At 67.8% G+C, this 15,690-nt stretch carries 14 protein-coding genes and 1 pseudogene; 8 read left to right on the plus strand and 7 right to left on the minus strand.

Features of this window, described 5'->3' with window-relative positions; all coding sequences use genetic code 11:
* Positions 1-16 precede the first annotated feature (16 nt).
* The 8 genes from ACTJLF_RS30045 (at position 17) to fliR (ending at position 5,929) form a co-directional block, all read left to right on the plus strand.
* Entirely contained in the window at positions 17-1,480 is a 1,464-nt protein-coding gene (locus tag ACTJLF_RS30045) for a flagellar hook-length control protein FliK (protein WP_440884502.1), read from the plus strand.
* Between the two features lie 165 nt (positions 1,481-1,645).
* Positions 1,646-2,158 carry a flagellar basal body-associated protein FliL gene (fliL, locus tag ACTJLF_RS30050; protein WP_019657916.1) on the plus strand — a complete coding sequence of 171 codons (513 nt, stop codon included), beginning with the start codon at positions 1,646-1,648 and terminating at the stop codon, positions 2,156-2,158.
* 36 nt (positions 2,159-2,194) lie between these two features.
* On the plus strand, positions 2,195-3,193 hold the full coding sequence (fliM, locus tag ACTJLF_RS30055) for a flagellar motor switch protein FliM (protein WP_019657917.1): 999 nt from the start codon (positions 2,195-2,197) through the stop codon (positions 3,191-3,193).
* Positions 3,186-3,632, plus strand: a complete 447-nt coding sequence (fliN, locus tag ACTJLF_RS30060) for a flagellar motor switch protein FliN (protein ID WP_019657918.1) — start codon at positions 3,186-3,188, stop codon at positions 3,630-3,632. The genes fliM and fliN overlap by 8 nt, the downstream gene beginning before the upstream one ends.
* Positions 3,629-4,075 carry a flagellar biosynthetic protein FliO gene (fliO, locus tag ACTJLF_RS30065; protein WP_019657919.1) on the plus strand — a complete coding sequence of 149 codons (447 nt, stop codon included), beginning with the start codon at positions 3,629-3,631 and terminating at the stop codon, positions 4,073-4,075. The genes fliN and fliO overlap by 4 nt, the downstream gene beginning before the upstream one ends.
* Entirely contained in the window at positions 4,072-4,833 is a 762-nt protein-coding gene (fliP, locus tag ACTJLF_RS30070) for a flagellar type III secretion system pore protein FliP (RefSeq protein WP_354412570.1), read from the plus strand. Before fliO ends, fliP begins: the two co-directional genes overlap by 4 nt.
* Before the next feature lie 13 nt (positions 4,834-4,846).
* Positions 4,847-5,116 (plus strand): flagellar biosynthesis protein FliQ, encoded by a 270-nt coding sequence (gene fliQ, locus ACTJLF_RS30075; protein ID WP_019657921.1) that lies wholly within the window; start codon positions 4,847-4,849, stop codon positions 5,114-5,116.
* Between the two features lie 27 nt (positions 5,117-5,143).
* On the plus strand, positions 5,144-5,929 hold the full coding sequence (gene fliR, locus ACTJLF_RS30080) for a flagellar biosynthetic protein FliR (protein ID WP_026346774.1): 786 nt from the start codon (positions 5,144-5,146) through the stop codon (positions 5,927-5,929).
* Positions 5,930-5,964: 35 nt separating this feature from the next.
* On the opposite strand, the gene ACTJLF_RS30085 is transcribed toward fliR, so the two are convergent.
* From ACTJLF_RS30085 to ACTJLF_RS30115, 7 genes and pseudogenes are all read right to left on the minus strand, one after another.
* Positions 5,965-6,891, minus strand: coding sequence for a DUF7832 domain-containing protein (locus ACTJLF_RS30085; protein ID WP_440884503.1), 927 nt, complete (start codon positions 6,889-6,891; stop codon positions 5,965-5,967).
* An 83-nt stretch (positions 6,892-6,974) separates the two neighbouring features.
* A complete protein-coding gene (locus ACTJLF_RS30090; RefSeq protein WP_440884504.1) occupies positions 6,975-8,123 on the minus strand; it encodes a GGDEF domain-containing protein in 1,149 nt (382 codons plus the stop codon).
* Positions 8,086-10,128 (minus strand): EAL domain-containing protein, encoded by a 2,043-nt coding sequence (locus tag ACTJLF_RS30095; RefSeq protein ID WP_440884505.1) that lies wholly within the window; start codon positions 10,126-10,128, stop codon positions 8,086-8,088. The genes ACTJLF_RS30090 and ACTJLF_RS30095 overlap by 38 nt, the downstream gene beginning before the upstream one ends.
* A gap of 127 nt (positions 10,129-10,255) precedes the next feature.
* Positions 10,256-11,467, minus strand: a complete 1,212-nt coding sequence (flgL, locus tag ACTJLF_RS30100; protein WP_440884506.1) for a flagellar hook-associated protein FlgL — start codon at positions 11,465-11,467, stop codon at positions 10,256-10,258.
* A 62-nt stretch (positions 11,468-11,529) separates the two neighbouring features.
* Complete coding sequence (flgK, locus tag ACTJLF_RS30105; protein WP_132753843.1) at positions 11,530-13,494, minus strand: flagellar hook-associated protein FlgK; 1,965 nt, start codon at positions 13,492-13,494, stop codon at positions 11,530-11,532.
* 105 nt (positions 13,495-13,599) lie between these two features.
* On the minus strand, positions 13,600-15,315 hold the full coding sequence (locus tag ACTJLF_RS30110; RefSeq protein ID WP_440884507.1) for a methyl-accepting chemotaxis protein: 1,716 nt from the start codon (positions 15,313-15,315) through the stop codon (positions 13,600-13,602).
* A 19-nt stretch (positions 15,316-15,334) separates the two neighbouring features.
* Positions 15,335-15,690 (minus strand): annotated as a pseudogene (locus tag ACTJLF_RS30115) (methyl-accepting chemotaxis protein); the annotation flags it as partial.

The raw sequence follows: 15,690 nt of genomic DNA on the forward strand, positions 1-15,690 counted from the left end.
GCACGCAGGAACCGACATGCCTTCCATGATCATGCCCCTCGTCACGACGAATGCCGCCGCACAGCCGGCAGCCGCGCCGGCCGCCTCGCGCGGTCGCGGCACCGACGATGCGCAGGGACTCAGCTTCGGCGCGGCGCTGGAGCGCTCGCGCTCGAACGGCGAAACCCGTGCCGACGCGGCCGCGAAGGACGGCTCCACGGCCGTGGCCGCCGCCGATCGCAAGGCGGGGCGCAAACCCGGCGCTGACGACGACACGAAGAAGGAAGACGCCACGCTCGCCGACCCGAACCTTGCCTTCCTCGGCCAGCCGAATTCGCCGCTGCACGCGCTGACGCTGGCGGGCCGCTCGGCGGCGCAGGCTGCGGGCGACGGTCCGGCGGACGGGCTCGCGAAGACAGCTGCAGCCGACGCCGCCGCGGTCGATGTCGCGCTGGACCCGGCCTTGCAGGCGCTTTCGGCCAAGGCCGGAGCGACCACGGCCGCCACCGCCACTGCCGCCGATGCACAGGACCCCGCCGACGCAGCTGCGGCAGCGGCATCCAAGGCCGCGAAGGAAGCCGCGGCACAGAAGCCTTCCGCGGCTGCCGCGCAGGCTGCTGCGCCGATGCCGGCGGACGCCGAGCCCGCCGCATCCCTGCACGAGACCGCCCGCGCCGCCATCGCCGCGCAGACGATGTCGGTCGGGTTCGCGAAGCCGGTTTCCGCTCCTGCGGGACCGCCGGTGGGCGCCGCCGCGGCCGGCCGCGGCGCCGCATCGCGCGCCCCGGCGGGTTCCGCCACCGCCGAGCAGTTGGCCGCAGCGGCCCAGCCCGCGGTAGCAGCCGGTGCGCAGGCCGCCCAGTCCGCCGTCGCCGCAAGCCCGTCGGCCGCGCCGGTCGATGGCGTGGACACCCAGGCTGCCGTCGATCCGGTCGCGTTGCAGCAGCCGGTTGCGCAGGCAGCCGCCTCCTCATCGGAGCGCGCGGGCGACGCCGCGGCAGCCGCACGCCCCACGACCCACACCATCGCACCCGAAGTCGGCAGCGACAAATGGGCGCCGGCCCTGGGCCAGCAGTTGCTGCGCATGAGCGCCAGCGGGCACCACACGGCCGAGCTCAACCTGAACCCGGCCGGCCTCGGCCCGCTGAAGGTCACGCTGTCGATGGGCGACAACCAGGCGCAGGCGATGTTCGTCTCGGCGCATGAAAGCGTGCGCAAGGCCGTCGAGGCCGCGCTGCCGCAGCTGCGCAATTCGCTGTCGGAGCAGGGCATCACGCTCGGCCAGGCTTCGGTGGGTGCGGAGGCGCGCCAGCCCAACGGCAACGACGCCGCCTTCGCGCAGCAGCAGCAAGGCCAGCAGCAGAACGCGGCGCGGCAGCAGGCCGGCTCCACCTACCCCGGCGCCGGTCGCCCTGCAGCCGATGCGCAGGCCGCCCCCATCGCCGCCGCGCGCGCCACCGCCGCTGCCGCCTCACGCTCCGGCGTGGACACCTTCGCCTGAGGCAGCAAGGCACGCAGCAACACATCTACGCCCCGCCCGGCGATGCCGCCGCCTCGAACGGCGCATCGCAATGAACGGATATGAAACGCCTTTGTGCGCTTGTTCGGCCGTTCGTCAGCGAGGGACTTCGAAAAGAATAGACCGGACAAGAAAAACCGTTTCACCATGGCTCCCCCAACATCTGTCGCAAATGCCGCACCGGCCACCGCCACGCTGCCGGCCCCGCGCCGCTCGTCGAAGCTGCTGATCGGACTCGTGCTGGCCGTCGGCGTTCTCGCAGCGGCCGGCGCCGCCGCGTATTTCCTGCTGCCACGCTTCACCGGCGCCGCCGCCACGGAAACGGCCAAGCCGCCGGTTCCCGAGAAACCCATCTTCGTCATGCTGGACCCGCTGACGGTGAACCTGCAGTCCGAGGGCCGCAGCCGCTTCCTGCAGATCGGCATGGCGCTGCGCGTGCGCGACGAGCAGGCGAAGGCGCGGATCGTCGAGTTCATGCCCGAGCTGCGCAGCCGGCTGCTGGTGCAGCTGTCGAACCGCGCGCCCGAGTCGCTGGTCACCCCGGAGCAGAAAGCCAAGCTGGCGGAGGAGATCCGCAGCGCGCTGAACGCCCCGCTGACGCCCCAGACGCCCGAGCTGGGCGTCTCCAGCGTCTCGTTCAACATCTTCGTCGTGCAGTGAGCACCACGACACCATCCTCCGGACGGCTAGCGATCCATGGCGTATGAACAGGTGCTCTCGCAGGACGAGGTCGATGCGCTTCTGCAAGGCGTCACCGGCGACGTCGACCAGGCGCCCCCTCCTCCACCGCCGAAGGACGGGCTGCCCGCCTACGACCTCGGCGCGCCCGACCGCGTGGTGCGCAACCGCATGCACACGCTGGAGGTCATCAACGACCGCTTCGCGCGCGGCCTGCGCAGCGCGCTGCTGAACTTCATGCGGCGCAGCCCCGACATCTCGGTGGGGCCGGTGCAGATCCAGCAGTTCGGCGAGTTCGTGCGGCACCTGCCGGTGCCGGCGAACATCAACATGATCCACATGAAGCCGCTGCGCGGCACGGCCCTCTTCGTGTTCGACCCGAAGCTGGTGTTCCTCGTGGTGGACAACCTCTTCGGCAGCGACGGGCGCTACCACGTGCGCGTGGAAGGCCGCGACTTCACCCGCACCGAGCAGCGCATCATCAAGCGGCTGCTCGACCTGTCGCTGCAGTGCTACGGCGACGCCTGGCAGCCGGTGTTCCCGCTGAACTTCGACTACGTGCGCGCCGAGATGCACGGCAAGCTCGCCAACATCGTCGCGCCCAACGAAGTGGTGATCAACACCACGCTGCAGATCGAGTTCGGCCCCGTGGGCGGATTCCTGCACGTGTGCCTGCCCTACTCGATGATCGAGCCGATCCGCGACCTGCTGTCCAACCCGATTCAGGACGAGGTCGAGGTCGACAAGCGCTGGGTCACGCAGATGTCGCGCCAGATGCAGGCCGCCGACGTGGAGCTGGTGGCCGACTTCGTGAGCATGCCCTCGACCATCGGCGAGGTGATGAAGCTGCGCGCCGGCGACGTGATCCCCATCGAGCTGCCGGAGACGGTCGTCGCCAAGGTGGGCGGCGTGCCGGTGATGGAGTGCGGCTACGGCATCTCCAACGAACGCTATGCACTGCGCGTGCAGAACATGATCACCCATCAAGACAGCGACCTGAAGAACGAACATGACTGACAACACCTCCTCCGCCGGCAGCGACGCGGACGACTGGGCCAGCGCGCTGGCCGAGCAGACGGCCGCCACCGCCGCAGCAGCCCCTGCCGTGGCCCCCGCCGCCGCGCAGGTCTTCCAGCCTATCCAGGACGCGCCCGCCGCGGCGCCTCTCGCGGCCGGCAGCGGCGCCAACGCGGTGGACATCGCGCGCGTGCTCGACGTGCCGGTGCAGCTCACCGCCGAGATCGGCCGCACGCGCATCACCATCAAGAACCTGCTGCAGCTCTCGCAGGGCTCGGTGGTGGAGCTCGACGGGCTGGCCGGACAGCCGCTGGACGTGCTGATCAACGGCTATCTCATCGCGCAGGGCGAGGTGGTGGTGGTGAACGAGAAGTACGGCATCCGCCTGACCGACATCGTCACCCCCTCCGAGCGCATGCAGAAGCTCGCACGCGCATGAGCCTTCCCACCGTGTCCACGCCGGTCCACGAGGTGGCGCCGGCCGCCGTCGGCGCCTCGGGCCTGCTGCAGGCGGGCTTCGGCATGGCGATGGTGGTGGGCCTGATCTTCCTGTGCGCCTGGCTCGCGCGCCGCTTCGGCCTGCAGCGGCTGGGCGGCGGCCACCTCGTGAAGGTGGTGTCGAGCGCGGCCGTTGGCCAGCGCGAGCGCGTGGTGGTGGTCGAGGTGGCCGACACCTGGCTGGTGCTGGGCGTCACGCCGCACCAGGTCAACACCCTGCACACGCTGCCGGCCCAGGCACAGGCGCAGCCCCAGGGCAGCGCGACGGCCTCGTTGCCCGCGGGCATCGCGACGCCCGTCGAACTCTTCGCCCGCAAGCTGCGCGAATCGCTCACCGGCAAGGCGCAGCCGCCGCGCCAGCAGCAGCAACATCCCGCCCCATGACCCGACCCGCATTGCGCCGCGGCCTGCGCGCCGCGCTGCTGCTGTTCGCCGCCGCCCTGGTGCCCGCAGCCGCATGGACCCAGGGCCTCCCCGGCATCACCAGCACGCCCGGCCCCGGCGGCAGCCAGACCTGGTCGCTGAGCGTGCAGACCATGGTGCTGCTGACCTCGCTCACCTTCCTGCCCGCGCTGCTGCTGTCGATGACCAGCTTCACGCGCATCCTCATCGTGCTGGGCCTGCTGCGCACCGCCATCGGCACGCAGACCTCGCCGCCCAACCAGATCCTGGTGGGCCTGTCGCTCTTCCTCACCTTCTTCGTGATGGCCCCGGTGCTCGACAAGGCCTACAGCGATGCCTACAAGCCCTTCTCGGAGAACAGGATCAGCGCCGAGGCGGCGATGGAGCGCGGCATCGCGCCCTTCAAGACCTTCATGCTCAAGCAGACCCGCGAGAGCGACCTCGCGCTCTTCGCGCGGCTGGCCAAGGTGCCCGAGATGCAGGGCCCCGAAGACGTGCCGCTGCGCATCCTGCTGCCCTCCTTCGTCATCAGCGAGCTGAAGACGGCGTTCCAGATCGGCTTCACCATCTTCATCCCCTTCCTCATCATCGACCTGGTGGTGGCGAGCGTGCTGATGTCCATGGGCATGATGATGGTGCCGCCGGCTTCCATCGCGCTGCCCTTCAAGCTGATGCTCTTCGTGCTGGCCGACGGCTGGCAGCTGCTGATCGGCGCGCTGGCGCAGAGCTTCTATCTATAGGGCCCTTGCAGAGATGACCCCCGAATCCGTCATGACCATGGGCCACCGGGCCATGGAGATCTCGCTGCTGATCGGCGCGCCGCTGCTGCTGGTGGCGCTGATCATCGGCCTCATCGTGAGCATCTTCCAGGCCGCCACGCAGATCAACGAGGCCACGCTCTCCTTCATCCCGAAGCTGCTCGCGGTGTTCGCGACCTTCGTGATCGCGGGGCCGTGGATGCTCGACCGCATGCTGGACTACATGCGCGCCCTGTTCGCCAGCATCCCGCAGCTGCTGGCCTGAAGGGCCGCTCGCGACGTGACGCCGTCGATCATCTCGGTCACCTCGGCGCAGCTCGAAGGCTGGATCGTCGCCTTCCTCTGGCCCTTCGTGCGCATGCTGGCGCTGGTGAGCACCGCGCCGGTGTTCGGAGAGCCCTGGGTGCCGCGCCAGGTGAAGGTGGCCGTGGCGGCGATGCTCGCGCTCGTCGTCTCTCCCGCCATAGGCCCGATGCCCGCCGTGCCGGTGGTGTCCGCGGGCGGCGTCTGGATCATCGTGCAGCAGGTGCTGGTCGGCGCGGCCATGGGCTTCAGCATGCGGCTGGTGTTTGCAGCGGTGCTGGCGGCCGGCGAATACATCGGGCTGCAGATGGGCCTGTCCTTCGCCTCCTTCTTCGATCCGATGAGCCATGGCAGCACCATGGTGGTGGCGCGGCTGCTGAACATGCTCGCGATGCTGATCTTCCTGGCGCTCGACGGACACCTGCTGATGGTGAACGCGCTGTCCGAGAGCTTCCAGACCCTGCCCGTGGCCGATGCGCCGCTGGCTTCCGGCGGATGGATGTACCTGGTGCTCGGCGGCGCCGAGATCTTCGCGAGCGGGCTGATGCTGTCGCTGCCGCTCATCACCGCGCTGCTCACGTTGAACCTGGCCATGGGCATCCTGAACCGCGCATCGCCGCAGTTCAGCATCTTCGCGGTGGGCTTTCCGCTGACGCTGCTGGCGGGCATCTTCATGCTGCAGCTGCTGATGCCGAACCTCGGCGCCTTCCTGGAGCCGCGGTTCGCGCAAGGCATCGCGGGCATGCTGCGCTTCACGCAGGGCCTGCGGCCCTGAGGGGGTCAGCGCAGGAGCCCGGGCACATCCCCGGCTCAGGCCGATGCAGCCGGCTGGTCCGGCCAGTCGACCTTGGAGCGGATCTCGCCCCGGCCCCATTGGGCCAGCCTTTGCGCATAGCGCGGCGCGATGCGGTCGTAGTTGTCCCAGGTGTCCTGCGTCATCGCTTCGCCCGGCTTGCGCCAGTTGTTGCTGTCGCCGAATATCTCTTCCGTGTCGGGAAGAGCGGATGCCTCCCCCGGCTGCATCAGACGGTTCATGTAGGCATGGCAGAACGCCGCATGCTCCGGGCGCACGTCGTTTTCGCAGAGCAGTCCGTCGAGGCCGGAAGACAGGAAGTCCAGGGGTGACAGCTCCCGCTGGCGCAGCGCATCGAGCCGTCCGGCAGCAAGGCGGTCTTCCCGCAGGATGCCGTTCAATGCGCACCAGCTTGCGAAGAAGGCGTCCTCCACCGAATGCTCGGGCTTGCTGTCGGGGTACATGGTCGCGTAGGTCTCCTCCTCCGCGACGCCCAGCAGCAGGACCTCCGGCAGTCCGTCCGAATCGACCGTGACCTTGGCACGAAGGCCTTCGCGCGGCGGCGGCAGCGTGAAGCGCACTTCCTCGACCATGCCTTCGACGCGCCGGATGAAGCGCGAGCTGAGCGCCGCGTCATCCATCTTCCAGTCGAACCCGCCAGGCAGCGAGCCGCGGAAGTTGGGATAGACGAAGGCATGGGAGACCCAGGTCACCCAGGTGCGCCCCTCCTTGCGCGGCGGGAAATGCGAGCGAGTGCTGAGATTCATGCTGGTGCCGACCTCGATGCCGAGCTTGCGATTGACGATGTCGGGGCTGTTGCTCGGCGTCGCGTTCTTGAACGGCTTCTTGCCGAGGGCTTCGGCCAGACGGACGGCAGCCGGATCGTCGATGCGCTTGCCGAGGGCGTCGAGGAGCAGAGGGGTCAGGTCTTGGGAAGTTGTCATGCGGGATGAGGTTTCAGCTTCGGGTTCCGTTGGAGGCGACGCATTATGGAGTTGACGGCATGCCCGCCCGCACCGCCGGCGGGTCAAGCCGCGCCGTGCAGCGCGAACCTGTTCTTGCCCATGCGCTTCGCCTCGTACAGCGCCACGTCGGCTTCGCGCATCAGCTCGGACGCAGCACGATGGCGGCCCACGCCGGAGATGCCCACGCTGACCGTGACGAGGCGGCCCTCGATGCGGATGCCGCGCACCTGGTCGATGATGCGCTCCGCCATCGACTGCGCATGCGCCGTGCCGCCACCCTTAAGCAATATGCCGAACTCCTCGCCGCCGAGCCTGCCGGAGACATTGTCGAGCGCGACCTCCCTGAGCACCGCCGCGACGCGCTGCAGCGCCAGGTCGCCGGCCGCATGCCCGAAGTCGTCGTTGATCTTCTTGAAGTCGTCGACGTCGATCATCAGGAAGCATCCGTCCCCGATCTGCCCTTGCTCGTGGAGTTGCCGGGCGTCGGCCAGCAGCTTGCGGCGGTTGGCCATGCCCGTGAGCATGTCCTTGTAGGCAAGCTGTTCGAGCTCCTGCCGCAACCGCAGGCTCTCGCGATGCAGGGTCGTGAAGATGATGTTCATCAGCAGACCCATCATGATGGTCCCGCAGGGCATCAGCAAGGTCCAGCCGGCGTCCAGGCCATGGGGAGTGCCTACCCATTCGCCTCGTCCCATGATCAGCCACGCCCCCGAACTCGCGAGCGCCAGCAGGCTCAACCGGGAAAAGAGCGGCGCGCTCACCACCGAGACCATCACGCTCATGGAGATTGCCCACACTGCGCGATCGGGGCTCTTTTCCATGAGCATCGAAAAACCCAGGCACAACAGCCAGACGGAAACGATCGAGAAGAGCGACAGGAACCGTGTCGCACAGCTTCCGGCGATGCAGAGCGCAACGCAGCATGCGAGCAGCACCAGGTGCCAGGCCACGTATCGATAGCCCGGGTCAGCGAGCCACCATGCCACGCCCCAAGACAGCAACCCGAGCGCCTGGACGCCCACGGAGATCGGCTTGATGAGCCGAAGAAAGTCTTCAAGCCGGGCCCGCTCTTCGACGGATGGGTAGCAAATGATCATGATCGGAGACCTGCAACATTTTGGTTCTCGCCGTTCAAGCGGTCCGGAGGCCGTGCGAAAGAGCCGGCACTTAGCCTCAGAGTCCTGCCGGCTTGGGGCTCCGGAGCGTTCCATCCGCACAGAACGCACCTTTGCGACGGGTCATGTGGATCAGCTTGTCCATCGAAATCGCCTTCGAGAAGAGATAGCCCTGGCCATAGAGCACGCCCATCTCCAACAGAAGCGCCGACTGGGCTTCGGTTTCCACACCCTCCGCGACGAGCGTGGCGTTGTAGCGTGTCGCACTCTCCAGTGCGAGCGCGACGGCCTCTCGCATACGCGGCTGATCGATACGCGCAATCATGCTGTGGTCGATCTTCACCTCCGTGAACGGGATGGTCGCCAGCGTAGTCAAGGCCGAATAGCCGGTGCCGAAATCGTCGAGCGAGAGGCCCACACCCGCGCGCTGCAGCACGACGATGTTGGCGCGCACCGTTTCCACGTCGGGCACGTGCCCGCTTTCGGTGATCTCGATGAACAGAAGCCGCGGCGGCACGCTCAGAAGGTCGAGGAAGGCCAGCACGCGATCGCCGAAGCGCGGCAGCGTCAGCGTGGTCGCGGAGATGTTGACGGCCAGCGGTATCGGGTAGCCGGCAGCGAGGCAGCGCTTGATGTCGCGCGCGACCACCTCCAGGGTGCACCACTCGAACTGCGACAGCAGCTGGTGGCGGGTCGCGATCTCGATCACGTAGGGCGGCGCCAGCGGCTGCTGCTTCACCGACTGCGCCCGCAGCAGCGCCTCGGCCCCGCACACGTGGCGCGTCATCAGGTGGAACTTGGGCTGGTACTGCATCGGCGGGTTCGCCGTATGGATCCAGTCGATCAGCTGGCGGCGCACGTCTTCGTCCTTTTCGGACTGGTCCGCGAACGACGAATGGAAGTAGCGCACCATCTGCTCGTTGCTGTGCAGCGCGAGGCTCAGATCGCGCAGGATCGAGGCGACATTGACGTGCGTCTCCATCCGCACGTTCGAGACGCCGATGCGCAGCTGCAGCTGCATGTAGGCGACGTGGGTGTTGCGCAGCGTCGCCACCACTTCCGCCTGCACCCTCGGCGCCATCTGCTCCTGCTCCATCCATTCCAGCGACGCGCCCTGCAGCACCACGGTCAGCGAAAGATCGCTGAGCTGGTAGCTGCGCGGGTTGAAGGCTTCGAGCGTCCGTCCCGCCTGGCCCCGGGTGAGGTTGGAGGAAAGCTGCCCCCAGAAATGGTCCGTCCAGTCGTGGCCGAGCGCGCGGACCATCTCCTTGAGGTTCGCGACCTGGAAGGTCATCAGCACGTGCTGCCTGGCGTCGATCACCAGCAGCTCCTCGAGGAATTCACCGAGCGCAAGCCGGTTCGGCAGCCCCGTCAGCAGGTTGGTGCGCGACATGGCCAGCGCGCGGGCGTGCGACTCGCGTTCCCTCGCGTCCCTGCGCAGCAGGGCAAGCATGCAGCCGATGATCAGCAGCGACAGTGTGCAGCCGAGGATGCGAAGCGCGAAGACGCGCGCATTGACGTGCGCAGGAACCAGCGCGAAGACGTGGATCAGCCCGGTGGCGAGCATGGAGAACGCCACCCGCACCAGCCATGCGTTGCGCACGTCGCGCCAGTCGAAGGAGGTGATCGGCTTGTGGCCGATGCGGTAGTGCATGACGATGCCGCCGAGGACCAGCATGGACATGTCGAGCAAGAACGCGGGTGCCTGGTGCGCTCCTCCGAAGAGGAACCTGCCGCCCACGAGAAGCGCCCAGCAGATGCCCCCGCCGCGCCAGCCGCCCAGCAGGCCGGCCATGAAGAGCAGGTCGGAGCCGATGTACGGCTTGGACGGCAGATTCATCAGCTGGAACGCCATCGCAAGCAGCACGAAGCCGGTCAGGCCCATCGTCCAGCCGTAGAAGCTGGCGCGCGTGTGCAGCACCGCTTCCGACGTCTTCGACAGCATCAGCACCAGGCTGAAGACGCCCAGCATCGCCGCCGACTGCATCAGCAGAATGGGATAGTTGACCAGCTCGGCCTTCCACGCGGAAAGAACGAATTCCCACACGCTCGTGCTCCCAGGTTTTCGCGTCATGCTGCCCGCGCCGTCGCGGACATCCATCTACTCCTCGTGCCTGCGCCTGTACCGCGCGCGGCACGCGTTCACGCCGCCGGCCGCGGCGTTCCGGCAGCTCTCCTTGTTTGATCGAAAGCCGCCAGGCCGGGTCAGCGGTGGCCCTCCCGATGCGCTACAGGTAGTTGAACAGCGAGATGCTGTTGAGCTTGGCGAAGGTCATCTGCGTCGCCTGCAGCGACGTCTGGCGCTGGTAGAACTCGGCGATCGCGCTGTACGGGTCGAGGTCCTCGATGGACGACCGGTACGCGTCCTCCTGCAGCTTGCGCGCCGCGCCGCCCGAGTCCAGCGCGTCGATCTCGCTCTGGCGCGAGCCGACCGACGACAGCACGGTGAGCACATTGTCGTGCGCGTTCGTCACCTTGGCGTTGGCGGTGCTCAACGCGTTCTGCAGCTTGGCCTGCGCGGCCGCGCCGCCGCCGGCCAGCGGCGTGCGCAGTGCGGTCACCAGCTCGCCGATGGCCGCGAACACGTCGGTGCCGGCGTTCTTCGCGGTGGAGACATCGTAGCTGTCGCCCGCGGCCGGCGTGCCGGTGAACTTGATCTGAACGCCGCCGAAGGAGATCGGCGTGTTCGGCGAGATCGGGCCCGTGGCCGCGACCACGGGGGGCGTGTCCTTCGTCGTCACCGTGTAGTCGGTGGCGTTGAAGGTGATGGTGAAGTCCTTGCCGTAGTTGGGGTCGGTGGTGTTGGTCACGCTCACGGGGCTGAACACACCCGTGCCGGTGTTGCCGGCGGCGGCCGAGGCCACGTAGCCCGCGCTGCCCTGCACCGACTGGAAGATGGTGCGGCCGTCGTCCGAGGTGGGCATCTGGCGCGCCACGTCGACCTGCATCAGCCGCTGGCCCTGGTCGCCCACGTACTGCACGCCGCCGCCGGCCGTCGCCACGAACGGCGGCGAGCCGCTCTTGAAGCCGGCGAACAGGTACTGCCCGTTGCCGTCGTCGGTGTTGGCCACGCCGACGAGCTGGTCGTAGGCGCTCTGGATGGTGGTGGCGAGCGAGGCGCGGTCGGCATCCGAGATCGTGCCGTTGCCTGCGGCCACCGTCAGCGTCTTGATGTTCTGCAGGATCGAGGTCACCGAGTTGAGCGCGTTCTCCTCGGTGGACAGCGACAGCGCCGCGCGCTGGCGGCTGGTGGCGTACTGCGAGATCTCCGACAGCGACTGGCTGACTCCCAGCGAGCGGGCCGCGGCCACCGGGTCGTCGCCAGCGGTGAGGAACTTGGAGTTCGTCGACAACTGCTGCTGCACCCTGAAGAGCCGCTGCTGCTGCTGGCCCATGGCCATGACGTTCTGTTCGTAGAAGGATTGGGAGCTGATGCGCATCGCTGTGCCTGCCTTGCCTTGAATCTTTGTCTTTGAAGAGCCTGGATAAGCTGCCGGCGGGCTCAGCCCCGGATGCCCAGGATGGTGTCGAAGATGGTCGATGCCGTCTGGATCACCTTCGCGTTGGCCTGGTACATCTGCTGGAACATCAGCAGGTTGGCGGTTTCCTCGTCCTGCACCACGCCCGAGATGGCCTGCTGGCTGGCCTTGATCTGGCTGGTGACGCTGTCCTGCGTGGTGGCCGCCACCTTGACCGCCATGGCCCGGTTGCCCACGTCGCTCACGATCTGCGAGTACGCGCCGTTGAAGGTCGCGGTGCCGTTGGCCATGGTGGTCTTGCGCTGCAGCGCGCCCAGCAGCAGCGCGTTGCTGCCGTCGGAAACGCCGGCCGTGTTGTTGCCGATGGTGAAGGTGTCACCCTGCGCGGGAGCGCCGGTCATGCTGACGGTGATGCCGTCGAAGCTCATCTTCGCGCCGGCGGTGTAGGGCACGGGCGCACCGGCCGCATAGGTGGTGCTGGTACCGTCGGCCAGGGTGACCGTCACCGGCGAGCTCGCGGGAAAGCCCGAGAGGTTGCCGGAGGCCGCATCGAAGCTCAGCGTGACCGTGCCGGCCAGCGGCGTCGAGGGATAGCTCGCGTCCACGGTGGCCGCGCCCAGCGCGGCGGAGCCCTTGTTGCCCGCGGCCTTGCCGGTGATGACGGGCGATGCGGCCGCCACCTTGGCAGCGTCGCGCGTCAGCACGTCGAGGTCGCGTGCGCCGGTACGCGTGGGCTGGATCAGGAAAGAGTCGCCCGCCTGCGCGGTGCCGCTGCCCGCCGAGAGGCTCACGCCGTCGAAGGTGATGGGGAAGGTCGTGAAGCTGCCCATCGAGGTCTTGTCCGAAAGCCGGGTGACCGTGTAGGTGAGCGTGCCGGCCACGTCGGTGACGTTCACGCTGTAGTCGCTGGTCGTGAGCTTCGACGCGTCGGACAGCGTCGCGTCGAGCTGCAGGTTGCCCGTGTTCCTGCTGTTGGAGATCGCGCCCGGCACCGACTGCGTGAAGAAGTCCTTGCCCAGGGCGCCGTTCAGGTCCACGCCCAGCTTGTGCTGCGCATTCACCGTGTCGGACACCGACATTGCGAGGCGGCCGATGGCGTTCTGCGTGGGGATGAGCGTTTCGTTGCGGAAGGACAGCAGGCCGCCGAGCACGCCGCCGGTGATGGCGCCGTCGGGCAGCTCGGCCGTGTTGCCGGCAAAGCCCTGCAGGGCCACGGCCTTGCGTGTCGGGTCGGCGGCGGAGTTCACCGCGGCCATCGTGGAGGCGTAGTCGCCCACCACCAGCGACTGGCCGGTGGCGATGAACACGTTGTACTTGCCGTTGTCCTGCTGCAGCACCTTCACGTCGACCACCTGGCTCAGCTGGCTCACGAGCTGGTCGCGCTGGTCGAGCAGGTCGTTGGGCGGCTGGCCGCCGGCCATGGCGCTGATCTGGCTGATCTGCTGGTTGAGGCTGGCGATCTTGCTCGCGTAGGTGTTGATCTGGTCGACGCTGCCGACGATCTGCTCGTTGACCGAGGAGTTCAGGTCCGACAGGTACTGGTCGGTCGCGCGGAACTTGTTGGCCAGCGCCTGCGCCGAGCTGATCATCTGCTGGCGCGCGGCCGGGTCGGCCGGCGTGTTGGCCACGCCCTGGATGCTGGTGAAGAAGCTCTGCATCAGCGGTGCGATGCCCGAGGTCTTGTCGGCCAGCAGCGTATCGATGCGGTTGATCTGCGTGCTGTTGGTGGCCAGCGCGGCCGAGGCCGATTGCGCCGAGGAGAGCTGCGCCGTCAGGTAGCGGTCGTAGCTGCGCGAGATGGTCGAGACGTTGGCGCCCGACCCGATGAAGCCGGAGCCGCTGGCGATGGCACTGCCGGTCGCGATCTCGGACACCTGGCGGCTGTAGCCGGCGGTGTAGGCGTTGGCCGTGTTGTGGGCCGTGGTCATCAGCGCCGAGCGGGCGACGCCGAGGCCGCTGAGACCCGTGTAGAACAAACTTCCGGACATATGGCTCTGCCTGTCGATGAGAGGTGTAAGTCGATTGGCACCGGCCGCGCCGGCGCCTCTTTGTCTATATCGGCGGCTGCCACCGAAAGTTGAGGGCCCTGCGCGTCAGAACTCGGTCCAGTCGCCCTTGTCGTCGCCGGCCATGGCGAGCTGCGGGGCGGCCGCGGGCTGCTTGCGCGTGGGCAGCGCCTTGGCGGGCGGCTTCGGTGCAGGCTTGGCCGGCTTGGGGATCGGCGTGATGCGCGTGAACCCGGGGCGCACGGTGGCGACGGCGTTCGCGTCGAGCTTGAAGATGCTGACCGCGCGCACGAGGCTGCCGGCCTGCTCCTGCAGCGACTGGGCCGCTGCTGAAGCCTCTTCGACCAGAGCGGCGTTCTGCTGCGTGACCTGGTCCATCTGGGTAATGGCCTGGTTGATCTGCTCGATGCCGGAGGTCTGCTCCTGGCTCGCAGCAGTGATCTCGCCCATGATGTCGGTCACGCGCTTCACGCTGCCCACGATTTCGTCCATGGTGCGGCCGGCTTCCTCGACCTGCTTGCTGCCTTCCTCGACCTTCTCGACCGAGTCGCCGATCAGGGTCTTGATCTCCTTGGCTGCTGCAGCGGAGCGTTGGGCCAGGCTGCGGACTTCGGAAGCAACGACTGCAAAGCCGCGGCCTTGCTCACCTGCGCGGGCTGCCTCGACTGCCGCGTTCAGCGCGAGGATGTTGGTCTGGAACGCGATGCCATCGATCACGCCGATGATGTCGACGATCTTCTTGGACGACGCATTGATCGAGCCCATGGTGTCGACCACCTGGGACACGACGCTGCCGCCCTTGACCGCGACTTCGGAGGCCGATACGGCCAGCTGGTTGGCTTGACGCGCGTTGTCCGCGTTCTGCTTCACTGTCGAGGTCAGTTCTTCCATCGACGCCGCCGTCTGCTCGAGCGAACTCGCCTGCTCTTCCGTACGCGACGAAAGATCCTGATTGCCCGATGCGATCTGCGCCGACGCCGTCGCGATGGTCTCGGTGCCGGTGCGCACTTCGCCCACCACCTTCGCAAGGCTCGCATTCATCTCGCGCAGCGCGTGCATCAGCTTGCCGGTCTCGTCACGGCTGTCGACCGTGATGTTGGCGCTCAGGTCGCCCGCCGCCACCGTTTCGGCCACTTCAACCGCATGGCCCAGCGGGCGGACGATGCCCACGGTCAGGCGCCAGGAGAGCAAGGCGCCCAGCACCAGTGCAACGATCGAAAGCGCCAGCAGGAGCGTCTCGCCGCTCTGGTGGTCCCGATCGATGCCCTTGGCCAGCTCGTCGATGCGCTCGCGCTGGAAGGCGGCGAGCTTGGCGACAGCTTCCTCATAGACGGCAAGCGCAGAGGCGAACTGCGTATCGGCCATCACCGCGGCTTCCTCGTCCTTGCCTTCGGCCTTGAGCTTGTTGATGTTGCCGATGACGGTCAGCACCACGCTGCGCGGTTCGGCGATGGCGGAATACAGCTTCTTCTCCTCGGGCGAGGTCAGCATCTCCTCGAGCTTCTTCTGCACCGGATTGATCTGCGCGGACTTGTCGGCACGCGCCTTCTCGAAGTAGGCCACCGCCTTGGGATCCGTCGCCTTGACCATCGCGAAGGAATTGGCGACCGCCGGCCCCAGCAGCACGGACCACTGGGCGGCCAGGCGCTCCTTGACCAGCGCGCGCTGCATCATGTCCTCGGTCGCCGCGCCCACGCTGGCCAGCCGCATCATGCCGGTGGCCGCGATGGCCGCCATCAGGAGCAACACGGCCGCGAAGCCGAGGCCCAGGCGGGTTCCGATTTTCAGGTTCTTCAGACTCATCGACTCCTCCTACGTGGTTTCAGAATTCGGTCCAGTCGCCCTTGGCGTCACCGGCCATGGCGAGTTGCGGGGAAGCAGCGGGCTCCTTGCGGGTCGGCAGGGCCTTGGCCGGCCGCTTCGCCGCGGGCTTGGCCGGCTTGGGGATCGGCGTGATGCGCGTGAACCCGGGGCGCACGGCGGCGACGGCGTTCGCGTCGAGCTTGAAGATGCTCACGGACTTGACGAGACTGCCGGCCTGCTCCTGCAGCGACTGGGCCGCTGCGGAAGCCTCTTCGACCAGAGCGGCGTTCTGCTGCGTGACCTGGTCCATCTGGGTAATGGCCTGGTTGATCTGCTCGATGCCGGAGGTCTGCTCCTGGCTCGCAGCAGTGATCT

The sequence above is a fragment of the Variovorax sp. 22077 genome (genome assembly GCF_052044195.1).
Taxonomy (GTDB): domain Bacteria; phylum Pseudomonadota; class Gammaproteobacteria; order Burkholderiales; family Burkholderiaceae_C; genus Variovorax; species Variovorax atrisoli.

Bases quoted from the DNA above. Each gene is read 5' to 3' on its own strand.
- ACTJLF_RS30045 (WP_440884502.1), top strand. From the start codon at position 17: ATGCCTTCCATGATCATGCCCCTCGTCACGACGAATGCCGCCGCACAG.
- fliL (WP_019657916.1), top strand. From the start codon at position 1,646: ATGGCTCCCCCAACATCTGTCGCAAATGCCGCACCGGCCACCGCCACG.
- fliM (WP_019657917.1), top strand. From the start codon at position 2,195: ATGGCGTATGAACAGGTGCTCTCGCAGGACGAGGTCGATGCGCTTCTG.
- fliN (WP_019657918.1), top strand. From the start codon at position 3,186: ATGACTGACAACACCTCCTCCGCCGGCAGCGACGCGGACGACTGGGCC.
- fliO (WP_019657919.1), top strand. From the start codon at position 3,629: ATGAGCCTTCCCACCGTGTCCACGCCGGTCCACGAGGTGGCGCCGGCC.
- fliP (WP_354412570.1), top strand. From the start codon at position 4,072: ATGACCCGACCCGCATTGCGCCGCGGCCTGCGCGCCGCGCTGCTGCTG.
- fliQ (WP_019657921.1), top strand. From the start codon at position 4,847: ATGACCCCCGAATCCGTCATGACCATGGGCCACCGGGCCATGGAGATC.
- ACTJLF_RS30085 (WP_440884503.1), bottom strand. From the start codon at position 6,891: ATGACAACTTCCCAAGACCTGACCCCTCTGCTCCTCGACGCCCTCGGC.
- ACTJLF_RS30090 (WP_440884504.1), bottom strand. From the start codon at position 8,123: ATGGAACGCTCCGGAGCCCCAAGCCGGCAGGACTCTGAGGCTAAGTGC.
- ACTJLF_RS30095 (WP_440884505.1), bottom strand. From the start codon at position 10,128: ATGGATGTCCGCGACGGCGCGGGCAGCATGACGCGAAAACCTGGGAGC.
- flgL (WP_440884506.1), bottom strand. From the start codon at position 11,467: ATGCGCATCAGCTCCCAATCCTTCTACGAACAGAACGTCATGGCCATG.
- flgK (WP_132753843.1), bottom strand. From the start codon at position 13,494: ATGTCCGGAAGTTTGTTCTACACGGGTCTCAGCGGCCTCGGCGTCGCC.
- ACTJLF_RS30110 (WP_440884507.1), bottom strand. From the start codon at position 15,315: ATGAGTCTGAAGAACCTGAAAATCGGAACCCGCCTGGGCCTCGGCTTC.